This is a genomic window from Pseudomonas sp. QL9 (assembly GCF_041409665.1).
Classification (GTDB): Bacteria; Pseudomonadota; Gammaproteobacteria; order Pseudomonadales; family Pseudomonadaceae; genus Pseudomonas; species Pseudomonas knackmussii.
Genome location: NZ_CP166971.1, coordinates 5,712,489 through 5,729,439, shown reverse-complemented (window position 1 = coordinate 5,729,439; position 16,951 = coordinate 5,712,489). Strand labels below are relative to the sequence as shown.

Here is a 16,951-nt window from a genome sequence, read left to right as displayed (position 1 = left end):
GCAGCCGATGAATCGCAGATATCCGCTGCTGCCGGCGCTCGCGAGCCGGCATATGAATGAGGGCTCAGGCGGCGCTAAGGCGCGAGGCTGCGCAGGTGGCCAGGTCGAGTTCGCTGAGGTACTGGCGCAGTTCGCCGGCCAGGTGGCTCGCGGCCGGCAGCCCGACCCAGCGGGCGCGCTCGATGCCGTGCACCTTGACCTCGATGTCGGCCAGCTTCATGCGCACGCCCAATGTGCCGTCCAGGTGGTCGAGGAAGCAGCGGGCGTCGAACTCGCGCAGGGCCGATTCGAGGGTTTGCTGAGCTTGGAGGAAGGTCTGGTGCATGTCGGGTTCCTTTCCGATGCGGTTGTCGAGTGGTGGCCGGTGGACGTCCTGCCCACGGCGAGTGAATTTGTCGCAGTACGAAAGTCCTAGCAAGTGAAAGTTACAGCTACATTTCATTGACTTGTCAGCCAGGGGAGAACAGACGAATGAGCTTTGCCGATGCAGTGGTCATTTCGATCGTCAGCCTTGAGGTAGAGGTCGTGCATGCCTTCGCGCGCCTGCGCGAGGAGTCCGACAACGAGGCGCTGCACGACCTGCGCATTTGCGTTCGGCGCTTGCGCAGCCTGCTCAAGCCCCTGGCGCTCGGCGAGGTGGCCGCTGGCCTGGAGGCGAATTCCGCCGAGGTCGGCCGGCTCACGACCCCGATACGCGACCTTGAAGTGATGGCCGAGGAACTGCAGCAGCGCGGCTTCGCCCAGGCCGCGCAGCGCCGGCGTGATGCGGTGTCGGTCTGGTATCGCGCAAGCGCCGACCATGTTGCGGTCGAGCGCCTGGTGGCCGCTCTCGACGATTGGCCGAGAACCTTCCGCGAAAGCATCGCCGATAGCGCTTCCGGCAATCTGCGGCGGCGCACTGCGCAGCGCCTGCGTCGGCAGTTCGAGCGGCTCGATGCGGCGCTGAACGATCCGGATCACGACCGTCACTCCATCCGCCTGCTGGTCAAACGCGCACGCTATGCCCAGGAGGCCTATCCGCAGTTGCTGCCATTGCCGTTCGACCTGGCGGCGCGGCTGAAGCGCCTGCAGTCGTCCCTGGGCAGTTGGCACGACCATCACCAGTGGTGCCTGAAAGCCGTCAGCGAGGACGATCTCAAGCCACTGGTGTGCGCCTGGCGCGAAGCCGAGCAAAGCGCTTTGGTCGCGGCCGAGCAGGACATCACCGATCTGGCCGGAGAGCTGACGCTGTTCCTGCGCCTGCTGGACGTCGAGGCCGAGCCTGCGTCAGGGGCGTTCCTCGCACCCGCCTAGGTTCCCCCAACAGCGTTTTCTTTAACCATACAAATTCAGTTGATATTGCCTGGCGCTGAAACACTGCTTCAATAAATAGACAGTTACACTTTCAGAACGCTGTACGCGAACGGCGTCGTCTCCTTTCGGAGGCCTTCGCGGCCATCCCAAGTGGTCCGGAATGCCTGACAGGCAAGGAGATTCCCATGGTCGACACCGCCAAGCTCGATCCGTCCAATCCCTCCCAGACGACGCCCGCCGCGCAGACGGGCGCGGCCAGCGACAAACTCAAACTGGGTGCACTCACCGCACTGGTGATCGGCTCCATGGTCGGCGGCGGGATCTTCTCGCTGCCGCAGAACGTGGCGGCGAGCGCCAGTGCCGGGGCGACCCTGATCGGCTGGCTGATCACCGGCGTCGGCATGCTCATGCTGGCCTTCGTGTTCCAGACCCTGGCCAACCGCAAGCCCAAGCTCGACGGCGGGGTGTACGCCTACGCCAAGGCCGGGTTCGGCGACTACATGGGCTTCTCCTCGGCCTGGGGCTACTGGATCAGCGCCTGGATCGGCAACGTCAGCTACATGGTGCTGCTGTTCAGCACCCTGGGCTTCTTCTTCCCGGTGTTCGGCGAGGGCAACACCCTGGAGTCGATCCTCTGCGCCTCCGCCCTGCTCTGGGTGCTGCACTTCCTGGTGCTGCGCGGGATCAAGGAAGCCGCCTTCGTCAACGTCATCACCACCATCGCCAAGATGGTGCCGCTGGCGGTGTTCATCGCCATCGCCGCGGTGTCCTTCAAGATGGGCGTGTTCACCAGTGACTTCTGGGGGGCCGGCAACACTGAGCTGGGCGGCGTGATGGAGCAGGTGCGCAAGATGATGCTGGTCACCGTCTGGGTGTTCATCGGCATCGAAGGCGCGAGCATCTTCTCGGCACGCGCCGAGAAACGCAGCGATGTCGGCAAGGCGACCGTGATCGGCTTCTACGCCGTGCTCCTGCTGCTGGTGCTGGTCAACGTGCTGTCCCAGGGCATCCTTCACCAGGCCGAACTGGCCGGGCTGAAGAACCCCTCGATGGCGGGCGTACTGGAAAGCGTGGTCGGCCACTGGGGGGCCGTGCTCATCAGTGTCGGTTTGACCGTCTCGCTGGCCGGTGCGCTGCTGTCCTGGACCCTGCTCTGCGCGGAAATCCTCTTCGCCAGCGCGCGCGACCACACCATGCCGGAGTTCCTGCGCAAGGAGAACGCCAACCAGGTGCCGGCCAACGCGCTGTGGCTATCCAACGGGCTGATCCAGCTGTTCCTGATCATCACCCTGTTCAACAGCTCGACCTACCTGAGCCTGCTGTACCTGGCGACCTCGATGATCCTGGTGCCCTACTTCTGGTCCGCCGCCTACGCGCTGCTGCTGAGCTTCCGCGGCGAGACCTACGAGCAGGATCCTGGCGCACGCAGCAAGGACATAGTGATCTCGGCAATAGCCGTGCTCTACGCGGTATGGCTGGTGTATGCCGCCGGCATCCAGTACCTGCTGCTTTCCGCGCTGCTCTACGCACCGGGGGCGATCCTCTTCGCCAAGGCCAAGCGTGAACTCGGCCAGCCGGTGTTCACCAATGTCGAGAAGATCATCTTCGCCGTCGTGCTGATCGGCGCAGTGGTCGCCGCTGTCGGTCTGTACAAGGGCTTCCTCAGCCTCTGAATGCTGGCAATGCGGGGCGGGAGCGCATCGGCTCCCGCCCCGCTTTCTTTCGCGCTGTGCTTCGCCTCTTCCCGAAGGTCCTCCGGGACCATCCCGCCTCGCCAGAATCCGCGAGATAGAGCTGTCGCCAACTGGTCATACGCACCTGCCATCGTGGTCGCTCACCCTGAAACGAAGGAGCGCACCCATGCGCCAAGGAGCATCCAACACCTTCCGTGTCATTGGCTTTCTGCTGGCGACCTGTCTCATCCAGTCCAGCCACGCCGGCCAGTCCCCCGGACGGGTATTGAGCGAGGCGGCCGGAATACCCTGGCCAGCGGTCATCGCCCATCGTGGTGCCTCGTACGACGCGCCGGAAGAAACCGCTGCGGCCTTCCGGCTGGCCCGCGATGTCGGCGCGGATTATTTGGAGGCGGACCTCCAGCGTACGCGGGACGGTGTGCTGGTAGCCTTCCACGACACCACCCTGGAACGCACCACCAATGTCCGTGAACTCTATCCTGATCGTGCCCGCGAGCCGTTGAGTGCCTTCACCCTGGCAGAGCTCAAGCGCCTGGACGCCGGCTCATGGTTCAACAAGGCCTATCCCCAGCGCGCCCGCCCGGCCTTCTCCGGGCTGCCGATCCTTACCCTCGACGAGCTGATCGATATCGCCGAAGGCGGCGTGAACCGGCCGGGGCTGTATCTGGAGACGAAGCGCCCGGAGTTGTTCCCCGGCATCGAGACGGACTTGCAGCGGGTGCTCGAGCGGCGCGGCTGGCTCGATCCGCGTCCGCACGCGCCGTCCGGCGCCGTCGATGTGGCTAGTGGCCGAGGCCGCGTGGTGCTGCAGACCTTCTCCCGCGGCAGCCTGGAGCTGTTGCAACAAAGCATGCCAGACGTGCCGAAGATCCTTCTGCTGTCGTTCGGCGATGGCTACATGGCGATGCGTTCTGCAGTGAGCTTCGAAGCGTCCGGCGAAACCGACGAGGCTGCGTTCTACGCGCGCCAGGAGGTCAAGTCAGAGGCGGAGTTCGCCGCCTGGACTGACTGGGCCAAGGCCCACGGAGCGCTGGGCACCGGCCCCTCGATACTCAGCCGGGAACCCGATCCGCAGAGCTACATGGACCTGGTCAAGCCGTGGATGAACCGCATGACCCATGACCGTGGGCTGTTCATCCATGCCTATACGGTTAACTCCGCCAAGGACTTCGAGTCGCTGGCCAAGCGTGGCGTTGACGGCTTCTTCACCAACCGCGCCGACCTGCTTCTGAGCCTCTACAATCGGCCATCGCCAGTGGGCATTGACGCGCTTCTGCGGCGAAACGGCTACTGAGCCACCTCGGTCCGACGAGGCGGCGACTATCAAGGCGTTGGGGGGCTGATAGATATCGGGCCTCCCATCCTGCGCTCCGATGCCTGGTTTTCCTGGCCCCTGCTCTGGCCGGAAATCCTCTTCGCCACTGCGCGCAATCACTCCAGAGCTGAGTTCCCCCGCCAGGAGAACGAGAAGAAAGAGCCGACCACGCGTCCCGGGGCAGCGCACCCGACACAAGCAGCCGATGACGTACATGGCCAACCTGCTGCGAGTCGCGCTGGTGATCACGCCGCCTTCATCACCTGGATGATCGGCGTCGGCTAAGCCTCAGTCGCCGCCGCCCGGCCATTGCGCGGTGAATTCGCGGGCGCGCTCTTCCATCAGTTGCAGCACCCGGATAGCCGTCTCGACATCGGCGCCGGGAATGCCGCCGAACACCTCGGCGCGTAGCGCCGTCAGTTCCTTCTCCATCCGCTGCGCCAGGCGGCGCCCCTCGTCCAGCAGGTGGATCGCCCGCAGCCGGCGGTTGCCTGGCACCATGCGCCGCTCAAGCAGTCCGGCGGCCTCGGCCTGGTCGAGGGTGCGGACCAGCGCCGCCGGGTGCACGCCGATGCGCTCGGCGAGGACGTTCTGCAGCACCCCGTCGCCCATCCGCGAGACCAGCAGCACCGGCGTAGCCACCGCCAGCGACAGGCCGCTTGCGCCCAGCGCACGGCTGGCGAGCATCTGCCAGGCGCGGCGTGCCGGTTGCAGCGAGTTGGTCAGGGCGAACAGGAGATCAGGTGAAGAGTCTGGCATGGCGGTTTCGGTCGATGGCGGCGTGGCGGCGATGATACGGCGCGATGCTCCGGCCTCAAAGGCCGTTGAGGTTGCCGTAGGAGCGGATCTTATCCGCGATGCCCCGATTTGGTGTCCCCCTGTAGGAGCGGGCCATGCCCGCGATTTCGCGGACAAGGTCCGCTCCTACGCAGTTTTCCGGAACGGGTAAAGGGCGATGACTATATCTGTGCAAAGTCAACGATTGCATTGACAGCGATAGAGCGGCGTGCGGAAAATCCGCTGCCCTGCTCCGGGGCGCAGTCGATCCAGGTTCGCCCCATGAACACCGATTTCCGCCCGCCCAATCTGGCCCTAACCACGCTCGGCCTGGCGCTCGCCATCTTCATGCAGGTGCTCGACAGCACCATTGCCAACGTCGCCCTGCCGACCATCGCCGGCAACCTCGCGGCCAGCACCAACCAGGGCACCTGGGTAATCACCTCGTTCGCCGTGAGCCAGGCGATTTCGCTGCCGCTGACCGGCTTCCTGTCCAAGCGCTTCGGCGAGGTGCCGCTGTTCATCGGTTGCACGCTGCTGTTCATCCTCGCTTCCTTCCTATGCGGCATCGCCCAGGACATGCCGATGCTGATCCTGTTCCGCACCCTGCAGGGCGCGGTCGCCGGGCCCATGTACCCGATCACCCAGAGCCTGCTGATCGGCATCTACCCGGCGCACAAGCGCGGCACGGCGCTGGCCCTGCTGGCGATGGTGGCGGTAGTTGCGCCCATCGCCGGGCCGATCCTCGGCGGCTGGATCACCGACAACTATTCCTGGCCCTGGATCTTCCTCATCAACCTGCCGATCGGTGCCTTTGCCGCGTTCGTTGTCGCTCGGCAGATGCGTGGCCGCCCGCTGCTCCGGCAGAAGACGCGAGTCGACTACGTTGGCCTGCTCACCCTGATCGTCGGCGTCGGCACGCTGCAGGTGCTGCTCGACAAGGGCAACGACGAGGACTGGTTCAGCTCGCCCTTCATCATCGGCTGCGCCGTGGTCGCGTCAATCAGCCTGGCGGTGTTCCTGATCTGGGAGCTGACCGAGAAGGAGCCGGTGGTCGACCTGCGGCTGTTCCGTCACCACAACTTCCGCTACGGCACCCTCGCCCTGGTGCTGTCGTTCTCGGCCTACTTCGCGATCAACCTGCTGCTGCCGCAGTGGCTGCAGCGCAACCTTGGCTACACGGCGACCTGGGCGGGCCTGGCGGCGGCGCCGCTGGGCATCGCGCCGCTGTTGCTGAGTATGCCGGTCGGGCGTTATGCCGCGCGTTTCGACCTGCGGCTGGTCGCATCGCTGTCCTTCGTGGTGATGGGGACCACCTGCTTCCTGCGCTCGAATTTCACCGTCGACATCGACTTCCACCACGTGGCGTTGATGCAGTTGCTGATGGGCTTCGGCGTGGCGCTGTTCTTCATGCCGACCACGGTGATCCTGCTGTCGGACCTGGAGCCCCACGAGATCGCCGCCGGCTCCGGCCTGTCGACCTTCCTGCGCACGCTCAGCGGCAGCTTCTCCGCCTCGCTCACCACCTTCCTCTGGGAGCGCCGCGCCGTGCTGCACCACGCCCAGCTCGGCGAGAGCATCACCGTCTATGACACGGCCAGCCGCAGCAGCCTGGAACAGCTCGGCCAGGGCAACCTGCAACTGGGCGCCAGCCTGCTGGACCGGATGATCACCCAGCAGGCGTACCAGATCGGCTTCAACGAGTTATTCCATGTGCTGGGCTGGATCTTCCTGATCCTCATGAGCGTGATCTGGCTGACCCGCCCGCCGTTCGCCGGCAAGGGCGCGGCTGTCACAGCCGATCACTGAGTCCTGGCAGACACCTGGGCATGTGCCATTACCCAGCGGTTGCGCCCGTCCTGCTTGGCCTGGTACAGGCAGCGGTCCGCTTCGTCGATCAGCTGCAGGCTGGTTGGCCGCTCGCTGTCGGCGTGGACGGTGGCCACACCGAAACTCGCGGTGACGATGCGGAACGGGCTGCCCGCGTGGGGTATTTGCGCGCGGCGCAGGCGTACCAGCAATTGCTCGGCAAAATGCCGGGCGCCCTCCGCGTCGGTCTCCGGCAACACCAGCGCCAGTTCCTCGCCGCCGTAGCGCGCCACGAGGTCCGCCGGGCGCCGCGCACTGCCGCGCAGGATATCGGCGATCTGCTGCAGGCAGCGGTCGCCGGCCGGATGGCCGTAGTGGTCGTTGTAGGCCTTGAAGTAATCGACATCGACCAGCAGCAACGAAAGTGCGCTCCCATCGCGACGGCTGCGCAACAGTTCTTTTTCCAGGTACTCGTCGAAGTGCCGGCGGTTGGCCAGGCCGGTCAGCGAGTCCTGGCTCGCCAGGGCCTCCAGTTCCTGGTTCAGCTCCAGCAGGCGTTCCTGCGTGTCGCGCAACTGGCGCTCGCTGCGGATGCGCTGGCGAATCGAGCGGACCAGGCGGCGACCGAGCAAGCCGAGGATGGCCAGAAGCAGCGCGACGACCACGATCGTCTGGAGGGCCTGGCGCTGCCAGCTCTGCAAGGCTTCATCCCGGCCCATGGCCACGCCGGTGACCAGTGCGTAGCGGTCGCTGCGGACGAAGGCATAGATGCGCGGCGTGCCGTCCCGCTTGGAGCTGTAGCTGGCCGTGGCGTATGGCGCATCCTTCAGGGCCTGGCTGATCAGCGGCGAGCCCGACAGGTCGAGGCCGATATCCTTCTCGTCGAACGGATAGCGCACCAGCAGGCGCCCCGTGCTGGTGGTCAGGCCGATGGCGCCGGTCTTGCCGATCTCGATGTCGCGGTACAGACCGAGGAAGTACTGCAGGCTGACCCCCACCGCCACCACGCCGGCGAAACTGCCGTCCGGGCGCTCCAGGCGCTGGCTGACCGAGATCACCCAGTCGCCGGTGGTGCGGCTGCGGATCGGCTCGCCAATATAGATGCTACGGCCCGGATGTTCGCGGTGATAGCTGAAGAAGTCGCGATCGGCGCCTTCGGTGCCGGCGGGAACTCGCCCCTGCGAAGACAGCAGCCAGTCGCCGCGCTCGTCGTAAAGGGCGATCGAATTGACCTGGGGTAGCGCCTCCTTCTGCAGCGCCATCAACTTGCTCAGGTGCTGCAACTGGGCCGGGCCGGTGCCGTCGGCCTCGACCTCGTTGCCCAGATCGAGCAGGAGGAGTTCGCACTGCTTGAAGACGCCCTCGGTGTGCGTGTTGAGCGCGCGCGCCAGGTTGAGCGTGTTGATTTCCGTATGGCGCAGGCTTTCCTGGCGGATCGTCCAGATCTGCCATGCGGTCAGCAACACCACGGAAGCGCAACCCAGCCAGATGAACAGGGTTGCCAGACGAAGATCGCGTTTCAACCGGAAGTCCATTACGGCAGGTCGACGAAGCGGGCGATTATAGCCGTGCCAGCGGGCAATGGTGCTGCCGTTAACCGACATCCCCTGCTCCGCGCCCGCCGAGCCTGGGCTGTAGCCTCTGGAACCGGCGGTTATTGGCCGCTCCCTGCATATGCCAGCTAATTCGTTGACAGACCGTGGCCGTCCAAGTGTGATGGGCGTTGTCGTCCGGCGAGCCAGGAGGCACGCGCCGGTTTCAACCTTGTCCGATCGCGCGTTCCCCCCCACTCTGGAGCCGCCGGCATGTACGACCCGACCCAACGCCCCGCCGCTACCGCCGACTACGCAGACGAGGAAGCCTTCCTCTTCGCGTTCGAAACCCATGTCCTCTGGAAGGCCTTGCCGGCCTTCGAGGAAGCCAGCCGCTACGCCCGCGACCGCGGCCTGGATTGCCAGGTCGAGCTGCTGACCGACGCGGACGGTCATCCCGAACTCTGCCTGCTCGCCCGCCTGGGCGGTGGCCAACGGCACAGCAGCTACCGCATAGTCGCCGACACCGAGAACCAGGGACTGGTGCACGAGCAGTACGCCGTCCACGGCGAATATACCCGGCGCCTGCCGGCCCATCTGGCATCCATCGACAGCAGCGTGCTGGACAAGCAACTGGCGGAATTCTTCATGCAAGCCTTCGGCATGCACCTAGGCCAGGCCAGCGCGCATCCTGCGCGGCGCGCTTACGGTTGATGGCCGCGCCCTGCCCGTCTTCCGCTCGTCTTGCCGCCTGCCCGACGGGCCGCTGGGGCCGGTTCGGCGCGGCTATGCTTGGCTGAACCGGACCGCAAGCAAGGCGCGGGTCCTGCTGTTTCCGCCCACCGGCTACGGCGCACTCGATGAACACTTTTCTCGTGCATTTCCAGGACGATCAGTACCGTGGCAAGACGGTTCTCTGCACTTTCGCCAGGCAGATGTCCGCTTCCGAAGCCCATGCAAGGCTGCAGGCGTGCTACCCGGTGCGGCATCCGCATCGCCTGCTCATTCTCTATCTGACCCCTCTCCTGCCCTGGAACTGGTAAGGCGACGCGCACGTCCGTCGCCCATCCGACGCAAGTTCGCCGATGGGAGGACAATGGGTTCCGTCGCCAGGCGAGCCCGCGCGGAGCTGCAACATGAAGACGCCCATGGATACCCCCACCCCGATCCCGTGGTGACCAACGAGGCCGACAACCTCGAGGAGCTGGTCGAGCTCGATCCAGCCGACAGCCAGCAGGAGCCGCACCTGTCCGCGGCCAAGCAAGAAGGTGTGATCTCGGACCAGGGCGATTGAGTCGCGCCGGGTTCAGCGTGGCCAGTGCTTGCGCTGCTCCATGAGGAAGTCGACGAAGGCGCGCAAGCGCAACGGCACGTGGCGTCCCGAGGGATACAGCAGGCTGTGCGGGCGCGAGCAGCCGGCGAACTGCGGCAGCACTTCCACCAACGAACCTTCGGCCAGTTCCCGCTCGAACAAGTACCTGTAGGTCTGGATCAGCCCGGCGCCCTGTTTCGCCAACACCACCCCGCCATAGAGATCGTCCGAACAGCTGTAGTTGCCCTGGGTGAAGACCTCCTGGTCCGCGCCATCGACGCGGAACAACCAGGAAATCGCACGGCCGCTGCTGGGCAACAGGAACTGGATGCATTCGTGGCGCTGCAGATCCTCCAGGGACTGCGGCGTGCCTTGTCGCGCCAGGTAGACCGGCGCGGCTACCAGGGCCAGGCGGGCGTCTTCCAGCGGGCGCGCCACCAGGCTGGAATCCGGCAGCGCGCGGACGCGGATGGCTGCGTCGTAGCCCTCGCCGACGAAATCGATATTGCGATTGCTCAGGTGCACGTCGACCTGCACCTGCGGATAGCGCTGCCGGAATGCTGGCAGCAACGGCAGGATGCGCAGGTGGCCGTAGGACACCGGCATGCTGATGCGCAGGGTGCCGGAGGGCTGCAGCTGCTGCCCCATCGCCTCGCGCTCGGCCTCCACCAATTGGCCCAGGGCCTGGCGGCATTGCTCGTAGTAGCCGCGTCCGCCTTCGGTAAGCCGGATGCTGCGCGTGGTGCGGACGAACAGGCGGATGCCCAGGCGTTCTTCCAGCCGAGCCACCGCGCGGCTCACCGCCGCCGGGGTGACGCCAGCCGCCAGCGCAGCGGCACTGAAGCCACCGGATTCGGCGGCCAGGCAGAAGAGTTCCAGGCTGCCGAGCTGCAGGTCATCGAACTGACGGCGCATGATTGATTACACCATGTATCAAGTGAAGTGATTGAAGGCTGATTTATCAGATGGCTGCGCACAAATAAAGTCACTCCCACAGCACCGGCACTCCGCCGGTCCCTGAGTCGAGGACTCCAGCCATGAGCAACACCAAGACCGTCATCATCACCGGCGCTTCCAGCGGTATCGGCCTGGGCCTGGCCAAGGCCTTCCTGGACCGCGGTTACAACGTGGTCGGCAACGGCCGCTCCGCGGAAAGCCTGGCCAAGGCACGCGCCCAACTGGGCGAGCCGGCCAACTTGCATACCGTCGCCGGCGACGTCGCCGACCCACAGACCGCACAGCGCCTGGTGGACGCCGCAATCGAGCGCTTTGGCCGCGTCGACGTGCTGGTCAACAACGCCGGCTTCTTCCTGCCCAAGCCCTTCATCGAGTACACCCCAGCCGAGGTCGACGCGATGATCGATACCAACCTCAAGGGCACGCTGTTCCCGTCGCAAGCCGCCGCCGCGCGCATGATCCAGCAGGGCAACGGGCACATCGTCAACATCACCGCGAGCATCGCCCTGCAGCCGAACATCAGCGTGCCGGCTGCGCTGCCGGTGGTGATCAAGGGTGGCCTGAACCAGCTGACCCGCGCGCTGGCGCTGGAATTCTCGCCGCACAACATCCAGGTCAACGCCGTGGCCCCCGGCATCGTCGACACCCCGATGCACGACCCGGCGAGCCGTGCTTTCCTCAATGGCTTGCAGCCGGCCGGTCGCATCGGTCGCATCGAGGAAATCGCCGAGGCCGTGATCTACCTGAGCGAAGCCGACTTCACCACCGGCGCGGTACTGCCGGTCGATGGCGGCATGAGCGTCGGCAAGTGGTAATCCCCCAGGCGGCGGGCGCCAAGCCCGCCGCCCCAACCCACCCGTGAAGGAGAACGACCATGCCTTTCGTCAATGTGCGTATTACCCGTGATGGCGTTACCCGCGAGCAGAAGGCCCAAGTGATCCGCGAGATCACCGAGACCCTGCAACGCGTGCTGAACAAGAAGCCCGAGCTGACCCACATCGTCATCGAGGAAGTCGATACCGACAACTGGGGCTACGCCGGGATCACCACCACCGAATACCGCGCTAAGAACCCCGGCTGACACCCTGGGCGCGGTTCGCCAGGCGGTATTGCTCCGGTGTGGTGCCGGCCTGGCGACGGAACATGGCGATGAAGGCCGACGGGGTGCTATAGCCCAGATCGAAGGCGATCTGCTGCACGCCCCTGCCGGCTTCTAGCGCTTCGATGGCGGCGAGAAAACGCAGGCGTTGGCGCCATTCGCCGAAGGTCATGCCCAGCTCGCGCTGGCAGCAGCGCGCCAGGGTTCGCTCGGTGCTGTGCACCTGCAACGCCCATTGCGCCAGGGAGCGGTTGTCGGCCGGATCGGCATGCAGCGCAGCAAGCAGTTCGGTCAGCAGCGGGCTCTGGGCGAACGGCAGGTAGTCTTCGCGGATCGGTGCGCTCTGCAACTGATCCATCACGACCCGCGCGAGACGCCGGTCAGCCGAGGTCTGCGGGATGTTCACTTCGCGCGCAGCGAAGTCCGACAGGATCGCCTTGAGAATGTCGCTGATCTGCAGCGTGCAAGGCGTAGCCGGCAGCGTCCGTGACAGCTCGGCACTGACATAGAGCGAGCGGTAGACGATGGCTTCGCGGTTGTAGCAACCGTGCACGACTCCCGGCGGCATCCACACCGCGTACTGCGGTGGCGAGAGAAAGCGCTGGCCGCCGACATCCAGTTGCATCACCCCGTGGGCGGCATAGTTGAGCTGGCCCCAGGGGTGGCTGTGGGGCGCCGAATGGGTCTCGGCGCCGAACTCGTCGTAGCGGAAGTACAGCGGCGCCGGTAGTTGCTCAAGGTCGTGCAACGGAAGTGACAGGTAGGTTTTCGCAGGCATGTCCGGATGGCGTGGCAAGTTGTCCGAAACGAAGTATAAGCGCCGAAACGGACTGCGGGAGAATGGCCGTCACCGCATTCCCGAAAGACTTCCATGCCCTACTTCTTCCCGCTCTTCGCCGTGCTCGTCTGGGCCGGCAACACCGTCGTCAACAAACTTGCCGTGGGCCAGATCGCGCCTGCCGAGATCGGCTTCTTCCGCTGGGCGCTGGTCGGCGTCCTGCTCACCCCGTTGGTCTTGCGGCCGATCCTCGCGCGGCGCCGCGAGCTTGCGCCGCAAGTCGGCCGCATCGTCGTCCTCGGCCTGCTGGGCATGGCCGTGTACCAGTGCCTGGCCTACTACGCCGCGTCCAAGACCACGGCAACCAACATGGGCATGATCCTCGCCCTGATGCCGCTGATGTCCATCGGCCTGGCCAGCGCCCTCCTCGGCCAGCGCCTGCATATCGGTGCAGTGGCTGGTTCGCTGCTGTCGCTGTTCGGCGTGCTGCTGGTGATCGCCCATGGCGACCTGCGCAGCCTGCTGCACCAGGGCGTCGGCCTGGGCGACGGCATGATGCTGGTCGCCACCCTGGCCTACGCGCTCTATGGCGTGCTGCTGAAGAAGTGGCAGATCCGCCTGCCAGCCCTGCAATTCCTCTACCTGCAGGTGCTGGTGGCGATCATCGCGCTCTTCCCGCTGTACCTGCTTTCGCCGCACCAGGGCCTGAACGCCGGCAACTTGCCGCTGGTGGCCTATGCCGGGTTGATGGCCTCGATTGCCGCGCCCCTGGCTTGGATGCGCGGCGTGCAGGAGATGGGCCCAAACCGCATGGCGCAGTTCGTCAACCTGTCGCCGGTCGCCACGGCGGCCATCGCTTCGCTGGTATTGGACGAGCGCCTGGGGATGTACCACCTGCTCGGCGGCGCGCTGATCATCGCCGGCGTGGTCATCGCCGAACGCTGGCGGCCGCGGCCGGCGGTAAGCCTGGCCAGCGAATAATCGAGGGAATTGGTGCGGGGATTTTCGCGGATGAGATCCGCTCCTACGCGGCGTTCGCGCGCGCACGGTCTTTTCAATGTAGGAGCGGACCTTGTCCGCGAATCGCGGGCATGGCCCGCTCCTACAAGGTGGCATTGGTGTGGGGTTTTCGCGGATGAATCCGCTCCTACAGGGAGAGGGAACGGAGTCAATCCAAACGGGACGCTGTCAGCGAGCGCGCTTCAGCTCTGCATTTCCGCCAACAGCACCGCCATCAGCTCCGCCGCCGGCAGCTCACGGGCCAGGGGCGCGCCCTGCCCGGCCCACTGCACGGCGAAGTCGCCGTTGCCGCTGGCCTGGGCCGCCGCCAGGAGGGCCTTGGTGGCGTCATAGGTCATCGGGTAATCGGGCAAGGCCGGTGCATCAGGGCTTTGCAGGTCGGTGAATAGCCGGTTCACCAGGCCGCGCGCCGGGCGACCGGAGATCGCCGCCGTGATCTGCGTATGCCAGGCCTTGTCGCTGCGCAGCGCAGCGCGATAGGCGGCATTGGCCGAAGACTCCGGGCAGGCGATGAACGCCGTGCCCATCTGAACCGCTTCGGCGCCCAGGGCGAGCGCCGCGCGGATTCCGCGACCATCCATGATGCCGCCGGCAGCTATCACCGGCACGTTCAGGGCCGGCACCAGGCTGCCGACCAAGGCCAGGGTCCCGAGGCGATCGTCATGCTCGGGGTCGAAGATGCCGCGATGGCCGCCCGCCTCGTAGCCCTGGGCGATCACCGCATCGATTCCAGCGGCCTCGATCGCCTGCGCTTCCCGCAGGTTGGTGGCGCAGGCCAGCAAGGTGATGCCGGCCGCCTTGAGGTGGTCGATCCAGCGCTGCTCGGGCAGGCCGAAGTGGAAGCTGACCACAGGCGGGCGAACCTCCAGCAGCAGTTCGAGCATCTGCGGGTCGTCGACGAAGCTACGGTAGATCTCGCGCAGCGCGGCCGGCGGTTCACTCCCCAATTCCGCGAACAGCGGCCGAAGGTGTTCCAGCCAGCGTGCCTCGCGCGCCGCGTCGGCCTGCGCCGGGCGATGGCAGAACAGGTTGACGTTGAACGGCCGGTCGGTCAGCCCGCGCAATTGGGCGATGGTTTCCCGCGCCTGCGCCGGTGTGCTGGCTCCCAGGCCTACCGAGCCCAGTCCTCCAGCGTTGGAGACTGCGGCCGCCAGTGCCGGCGTCGACACGCCGACCATGGGCGCCTGGATGATGGGGTGATCAATGGCGAGTCGCTGGCGGATGGACATGGTCATGGCCTCGTCTGGGAGTGATTGACTTAAAATCTCACATGGAGAATATTCTGCGCAACATGTTCTCTAAAAGAGATTTATAGCCATGGACCTATCCAGCCTGGAGATCTTCCGCAGCGTCGCCGAGGAGCAGAGCGTCACCCGTGCTGCCGCGCGCCTGCAGCGTGTGCAGTCGAACGTCACCACGCGCATCCGCCAACTGGAAGAGGACCTCGGCGTGCAGCTGTTCCTTCGCGACGGCAAGCGCATGACCCTGACCGACCCGGGCCGCGAATTCCTCGCCTACGCCGAGAAGCTCCTGGCCCTGGCCGCAGAGGCGCGGCAGTCGCTGCACCCGCAGGTCGCCGCCGGCACCTTGCGCGTCGGCAGCATGGAGAGCACAGCCGCCAGTCGCCTGCCCGGTCCGCTGGCGGCCTACCACAACGCCTGTCCGCAGGTGCAGTTGGAAGTCAGCACCGGCACCAGCCAGGCGCTGGTGGACGGCGTGCTGTCACGCCGCCTCGATTGCGCATTGATCGCCCATCCCGATGCGATCCTCGCGGACAGCAAGGCCGAACGCACGCTGGAACGCGGCCTGCTGGGCGTACCGGTGTTCCATGAACAACTGCTGTTGGCGCTGCCCGGCAATCACCCGCCGGTCAACGCCGCCGAGGACGTGCAGGTACGCACCCTGGCTGGCTTCGCCCGAGGCTGCACCTACCGGCAAATCGCCGAGGACTGGCTGAACGCCGGGGGCACGCGGGTGCAGGTGCAGGAAGTCGGCTCCTACCACGGGATTCTCGCCTGCGTGGCTGCCGGCGCCTGCGTCGGCATCCTGCCGCGCTCGCTGGTCGAATTGCAGCGTCAGCCGCCGGCCGTGCAGTTGCATCCACTGCTGGAGACCGATACCTGGCTGGTGTGGCGCGAGGGCTACGCCACGGCCGCCTTCGAACGCTTCCGCGAAACCCTGCAGGCCGCCTCATCATGAACAATCGCGATCGCCTGGCTGGTCTCACCGCCGCGCTGATCCTAGCCCTGGGCATGGGCTTCGGCCGCTTCGCCTTCACCGGGCTCTACCCGTTGATGGTCCGCGACGGCCTGCTCAGCGTGAACGCGGGCTCCCTGGCGGCGTCGGCCAACTACGCCGGCTACCTGATCGGCGCCCTGCTCCTCGCGCGCTGCCCTGAAGACCAGGCCGCAAGGCTCTGCCGCATCGCGGTGCTCGGCACCCTGCTCGGCCTGGCTGCCATGGCCTTGCCAGCGCCGGTCTGGTTCGCCGTTGGCGTGCGCTTCGTTGCCGGGGTGCTCAGCGCCATGGCCATGGTCGGGGCTTCCGTGTGGCTGTTGCACCAGATGCAGCAACACGGCGCCGCGCCCCTGATGTTCGCCGGCGTGGGCTTCGGCATCCTGGTTTCGGCGGAGCTGATCGCCGCAGGCGCGCACGGCGGCCTCGGCAGCCCTGGCATCTGGCTGCTGCTGGCCGGCGCCGGCGTGCTGCCGCTGCTGTTCGCCTGGTCGGTGCTGGGACGCCCGGCCGTCGCGGCTCCCACGCAGGCCAAGGCGCACGCCCAGGGTACTGCGTTGCTCGGACCCGCTGCAGTGCTGGCGATTTATGGCCTGGCCGGCTTCGGCTACATCATCACTGCGACCTACCTGCCCCTGCTCATGAAGGGGGCGCTCGGTCCGCTCGACCCGATGCAGGCCTGGGCGGTCTTCGGCCTCGGTGCGGTGCCTTCCTGCTTCCTCTGGCATTGGCTGCACCAGCGCCTCGGCGCTCGACGTGCGCTGGCGGCCAACCTGGCGTTGCAGGCCCTGGGCGTGATGCTGCCGGCGCTGCAGCAAAGCTCGCCGGCCTATCTGGCCAGCGCCCTGCTGGTCGGCGGGACCTTCATGGGCACCGCGACCATCGCCATGCCGGCGGCACGCCAGGTGGCGAGCCGCGTGCGCTTCAACATGCTGGCGGCGATGACGGCGGTTTATGGCGTCGGGCAGATCGCCGGGCCACTGGCCTCCAGCGCCCTTTATCACTGGAGTGGCAGCTTCGCGCCGGCGCTACTGGTTGCTGCCGTAGCGCTGCTTCTTGCCGCCGCCTGCACCTGGCAACCGGCACGCGTTGCACGGGCTAGGTCCCCTGACTGAGCCGACCCACGGACT

Annotated in this window: 17 protein-coding genes; 11 read left to right on the top strand and 6 right to left on the bottom strand. The window is 66.2% G+C overall.

Going from position 1 to position 16,951, the window contains the following annotated elements; all coding sequences use genetic code 11:
* Positions 1-64: 64 nt before the first annotated feature.
* A complete protein-coding gene (locus ACA097_RS26630; protein WP_371367197.1) occupies positions 65-325 on the bottom strand; it encodes a hypothetical protein in 261 nt (86 codons plus the stop codon).
* A gap of 146 nt (positions 326-471) precedes the next feature.
* Here ACA097_RS26630 and ACA097_RS26625 point away from each other — a divergent pair, with 146 nt between their 5' ends.
* The 3 genes from ACA097_RS26625 to ACA097_RS26615 all read left to right on the top strand — a co-directional run bounded on the left by ACA097_RS26625 (position 472) and on the right by ACA097_RS26615 (position 4,281).
* Complete coding sequence (locus ACA097_RS26625) at positions 472-1,293, top strand: CHAD domain-containing protein (RefSeq protein ID WP_371367195.1); 822 nt, start codon at positions 472-474, stop codon at positions 1,291-1,293.
* 185 nt (positions 1,294-1,478) lie between these two features.
* Positions 1,479-2,966, top strand: a complete 1,488-nt coding sequence (gene arcD / locus ACA097_RS26620) for an arginine-ornithine antiporter (RefSeq protein ID WP_371367193.1) — start codon at positions 1,479-1,481, stop codon at positions 2,964-2,966.
* Between the two features lie 187 nt (positions 2,967-3,153).
* Positions 3,154-4,281, top strand: coding sequence for a glycerophosphodiester phosphodiesterase (locus ACA097_RS26615; protein WP_371367191.1), 1,128 nt, complete (start codon positions 3,154-3,156; stop codon positions 4,279-4,281).
* A 309-nt stretch (positions 4,282-4,590) separates the two neighbouring features.
* Here the strand turns inward: ACA097_RS26615 and ACA097_RS26610 are convergent, their stop codons facing one another.
* On the bottom strand, positions 4,591-5,061 hold the full coding sequence (locus ACA097_RS26610; protein ID WP_043252574.1) for a MarR family winged helix-turn-helix transcriptional regulator: 471 nt from the start codon (positions 5,059-5,061) through the stop codon (positions 4,591-4,593).
* A 300-nt stretch (positions 5,062-5,361) separates the two neighbouring features.
* Here ACA097_RS26610 and ACA097_RS26605 point away from each other — a divergent pair, with 300 nt between their 5' ends.
* On the top strand, positions 5,362-6,888 hold the full coding sequence (locus ACA097_RS26605) for a DHA2 family efflux MFS transporter permease subunit (RefSeq protein WP_160287235.1): 1,527 nt from the start codon (positions 5,362-5,364) through the stop codon (positions 6,886-6,888).
* Here the strand turns inward: ACA097_RS26605 and ACA097_RS26600 are convergent.
* The gene (locus tag ACA097_RS26600; RefSeq protein ID WP_236658300.1) at positions 6,882-8,411 is read right to left on the bottom strand and encodes a GGDEF domain-containing protein; all 1,530 of its coding nucleotides are present in this window, start codon (positions 8,409-8,411) and stop codon (positions 6,882-6,884) included. The genes ACA097_RS26605 and ACA097_RS26600 overlap by 7 nt on opposite strands.
* 282 nt (positions 8,412-8,693) lie before the next feature.
* On the opposite strand from ACA097_RS26600, the gene ACA097_RS26595 reads away from it, so the two are divergent.
* Together ACA097_RS26595 and ACA097_RS26590 are read left to right on the top strand one after the other, a co-directional pair.
* Entirely contained in the window at positions 8,694-9,134 is a 441-nt protein-coding gene (locus ACA097_RS26595) for a hypothetical protein (protein WP_371367188.1), read from the top strand.
* 146 nt (positions 9,135-9,280) lie between these two features.
* Positions 9,281-9,463 carry a hypothetical protein gene (locus tag ACA097_RS26590; RefSeq protein WP_043252580.1) on the top strand — a complete coding sequence of 61 codons (183 nt, stop codon included), beginning with the start codon at positions 9,281-9,283 and terminating at the stop codon, positions 9,461-9,463.
* 263 nt (positions 9,464-9,726) lie between these two features.
* Here ACA097_RS26590 and ACA097_RS26585 read toward each other — a convergent pair whose 3' ends face one another.
* Positions 9,727-10,647, bottom strand: coding sequence for a LysR family transcriptional regulator (locus ACA097_RS26585; protein WP_371367186.1), 921 nt, complete (start codon positions 10,645-10,647; stop codon positions 9,727-9,729).
* Between the two features lie 122 nt (positions 10,648-10,769).
* Here ACA097_RS26585 and ACA097_RS26580 point away from each other — a divergent pair, with 122 nt between their 5' ends.
* Positions 10,770-11,504 carry an SDR family NAD(P)-dependent oxidoreductase gene (locus ACA097_RS26580; RefSeq protein WP_371367184.1) on the top strand — a complete coding sequence of 245 codons (735 nt, stop codon included), beginning with the start codon at positions 10,770-10,772 and terminating at the stop codon, positions 11,502-11,504.
* A 59-nt stretch (positions 11,505-11,563) separates the two neighbouring features.
* Positions 11,564-11,770 (top strand): 4-oxalocrotonate tautomerase family protein, encoded by a 207-nt coding sequence (locus ACA097_RS26575; protein ID WP_043252587.1) that lies wholly within the window; start codon positions 11,564-11,566, stop codon positions 11,768-11,770.
* Here ACA097_RS26575 and ACA097_RS26570 read toward each other — a convergent pair.
* Positions 11,754-12,566: a helix-turn-helix transcriptional regulator gene (locus ACA097_RS26570; protein WP_371367182.1), complete on the bottom strand. Its 813-nt coding sequence runs from the start codon at positions 12,564-12,566 to the stop codon at positions 11,754-11,756. The two genes, ACA097_RS26575 and ACA097_RS26570, sit on opposite strands and share 17 nt — an antisense overlap.
* Before the next feature lie 93 nt (positions 12,567-12,659).
* Between ACA097_RS26570 and ACA097_RS26565 the strand changes: the two genes are divergently transcribed.
* Entirely contained in the window at positions 12,660-13,547 is an 888-nt protein-coding gene (locus ACA097_RS26565) for a DMT family transporter (RefSeq protein WP_371367180.1), read from the top strand.
* 221 nt (positions 13,548-13,768) lie between these two features.
* Here ACA097_RS26565 and ACA097_RS26560 read toward each other — a convergent pair whose 3' ends face one another.
* A complete protein-coding gene (locus tag ACA097_RS26560) occupies positions 13,769-14,821 on the bottom strand; it encodes an NAD(P)H-dependent flavin oxidoreductase (RefSeq protein ID WP_371367178.1) in 1,053 nt (350 codons plus the stop codon).
* Between the two features lie 82 nt (positions 14,822-14,903).
* On the opposite strand from ACA097_RS26560, the gene ACA097_RS26555 reads away from it, so the two are divergent.
* A complete protein-coding gene (locus tag ACA097_RS26555; protein WP_160287241.1) occupies positions 14,904-15,785 on the top strand; it encodes a LysR family transcriptional regulator in 882 nt (293 codons plus the stop codon).
* Positions 15,782-16,936 (top strand): YbfB/YjiJ family MFS transporter, encoded by a 1,155-nt coding sequence (locus tag ACA097_RS26550; protein WP_371367175.1) that lies wholly within the window; start codon positions 15,782-15,784, stop codon positions 16,934-16,936. The genes ACA097_RS26555 and ACA097_RS26550 overlap by 4 nt, the downstream gene beginning before the upstream one ends.
* Positions 16,937-16,951: the final 15 nt, after the last annotated feature.

Excerpts from the sequence above, each read along its gene's own strand:
- ACA097_RS26570 (WP_371367182.1), bottom strand. The coding sequence starts at position 12,566 with ATGCCTGCGAAAACCTACCTGTCACTTCCGTTGCACGACCTTGAGCAA.
- ACA097_RS26550 (WP_371367175.1), top strand. The coding sequence starts at position 15,782 with ATGAACAATCGCGATCGCCTGGCTGGTCTCACCGCCGCGCTGATCCTA.
- arcD (WP_371367193.1), top strand. The coding sequence starts at position 1,479 with ATGGTCGACACCGCCAAGCTCGATCCGTCCAATCCCTCCCAGACGACG.
- ACA097_RS26605 (WP_160287235.1), top strand. The coding sequence starts at position 5,362 with ATGAACACCGATTTCCGCCCGCCCAATCTGGCCCTAACCACGCTCGGC.
- ACA097_RS26595 (WP_371367188.1), top strand. The coding sequence starts at position 8,694 with ATGTACGACCCGACCCAACGCCCCGCCGCTACCGCCGACTACGCAGAC.
- ACA097_RS26630 (WP_371367197.1), bottom strand. The coding sequence starts at position 325 with ATGCACCAGACCTTCCTCCAAGCTCAGCAAACCCTCGAATCGGCCCTG.
- ACA097_RS26565 (WP_371367180.1), top strand. The coding sequence starts at position 12,660 with ATGCCCTACTTCTTCCCGCTCTTCGCCGTGCTCGTCTGGGCCGGCAAC.
- ACA097_RS26585 (WP_371367186.1), bottom strand. The coding sequence starts at position 10,647 with ATGCGCCGTCAGTTCGATGACCTGCAGCTCGGCAGCCTGGAACTCTTC.
- ACA097_RS26575 (WP_043252587.1), top strand. The coding sequence starts at position 11,564 with ATGCCTTTCGTCAATGTGCGTATTACCCGTGATGGCGTTACCCGCGAG.
- ACA097_RS26580 (WP_371367184.1), top strand. The coding sequence starts at position 10,770 with ATGAGCAACACCAAGACCGTCATCATCACCGGCGCTTCCAGCGGTATC.
- ACA097_RS26615 (WP_371367191.1), top strand. The coding sequence starts at position 3,154 with ATGCGCCAAGGAGCATCCAACACCTTCCGTGTCATTGGCTTTCTGCTG.
- ACA097_RS26610 (WP_043252574.1), bottom strand. The coding sequence starts at position 5,061 with ATGCCAGACTCTTCACCTGATCTCCTGTTCGCCCTGACCAACTCGCTG.
- ACA097_RS26590 (WP_043252580.1), top strand. The coding sequence starts at position 9,281 with ATGAACACTTTTCTCGTGCATTTCCAGGACGATCAGTACCGTGGCAAG.
- ACA097_RS26625 (WP_371367195.1), top strand. The coding sequence starts at position 472 with ATGAGCTTTGCCGATGCAGTGGTCATTTCGATCGTCAGCCTTGAGGTA.
- ACA097_RS26560 (WP_371367178.1), bottom strand. The coding sequence starts at position 14,821 with ATGACCATGTCCATCCGCCAGCGACTCGCCATTGATCACCCCATCATC.
- ACA097_RS26555 (WP_160287241.1), top strand. The coding sequence starts at position 14,904 with ATGGACCTATCCAGCCTGGAGATCTTCCGCAGCGTCGCCGAGGAGCAG.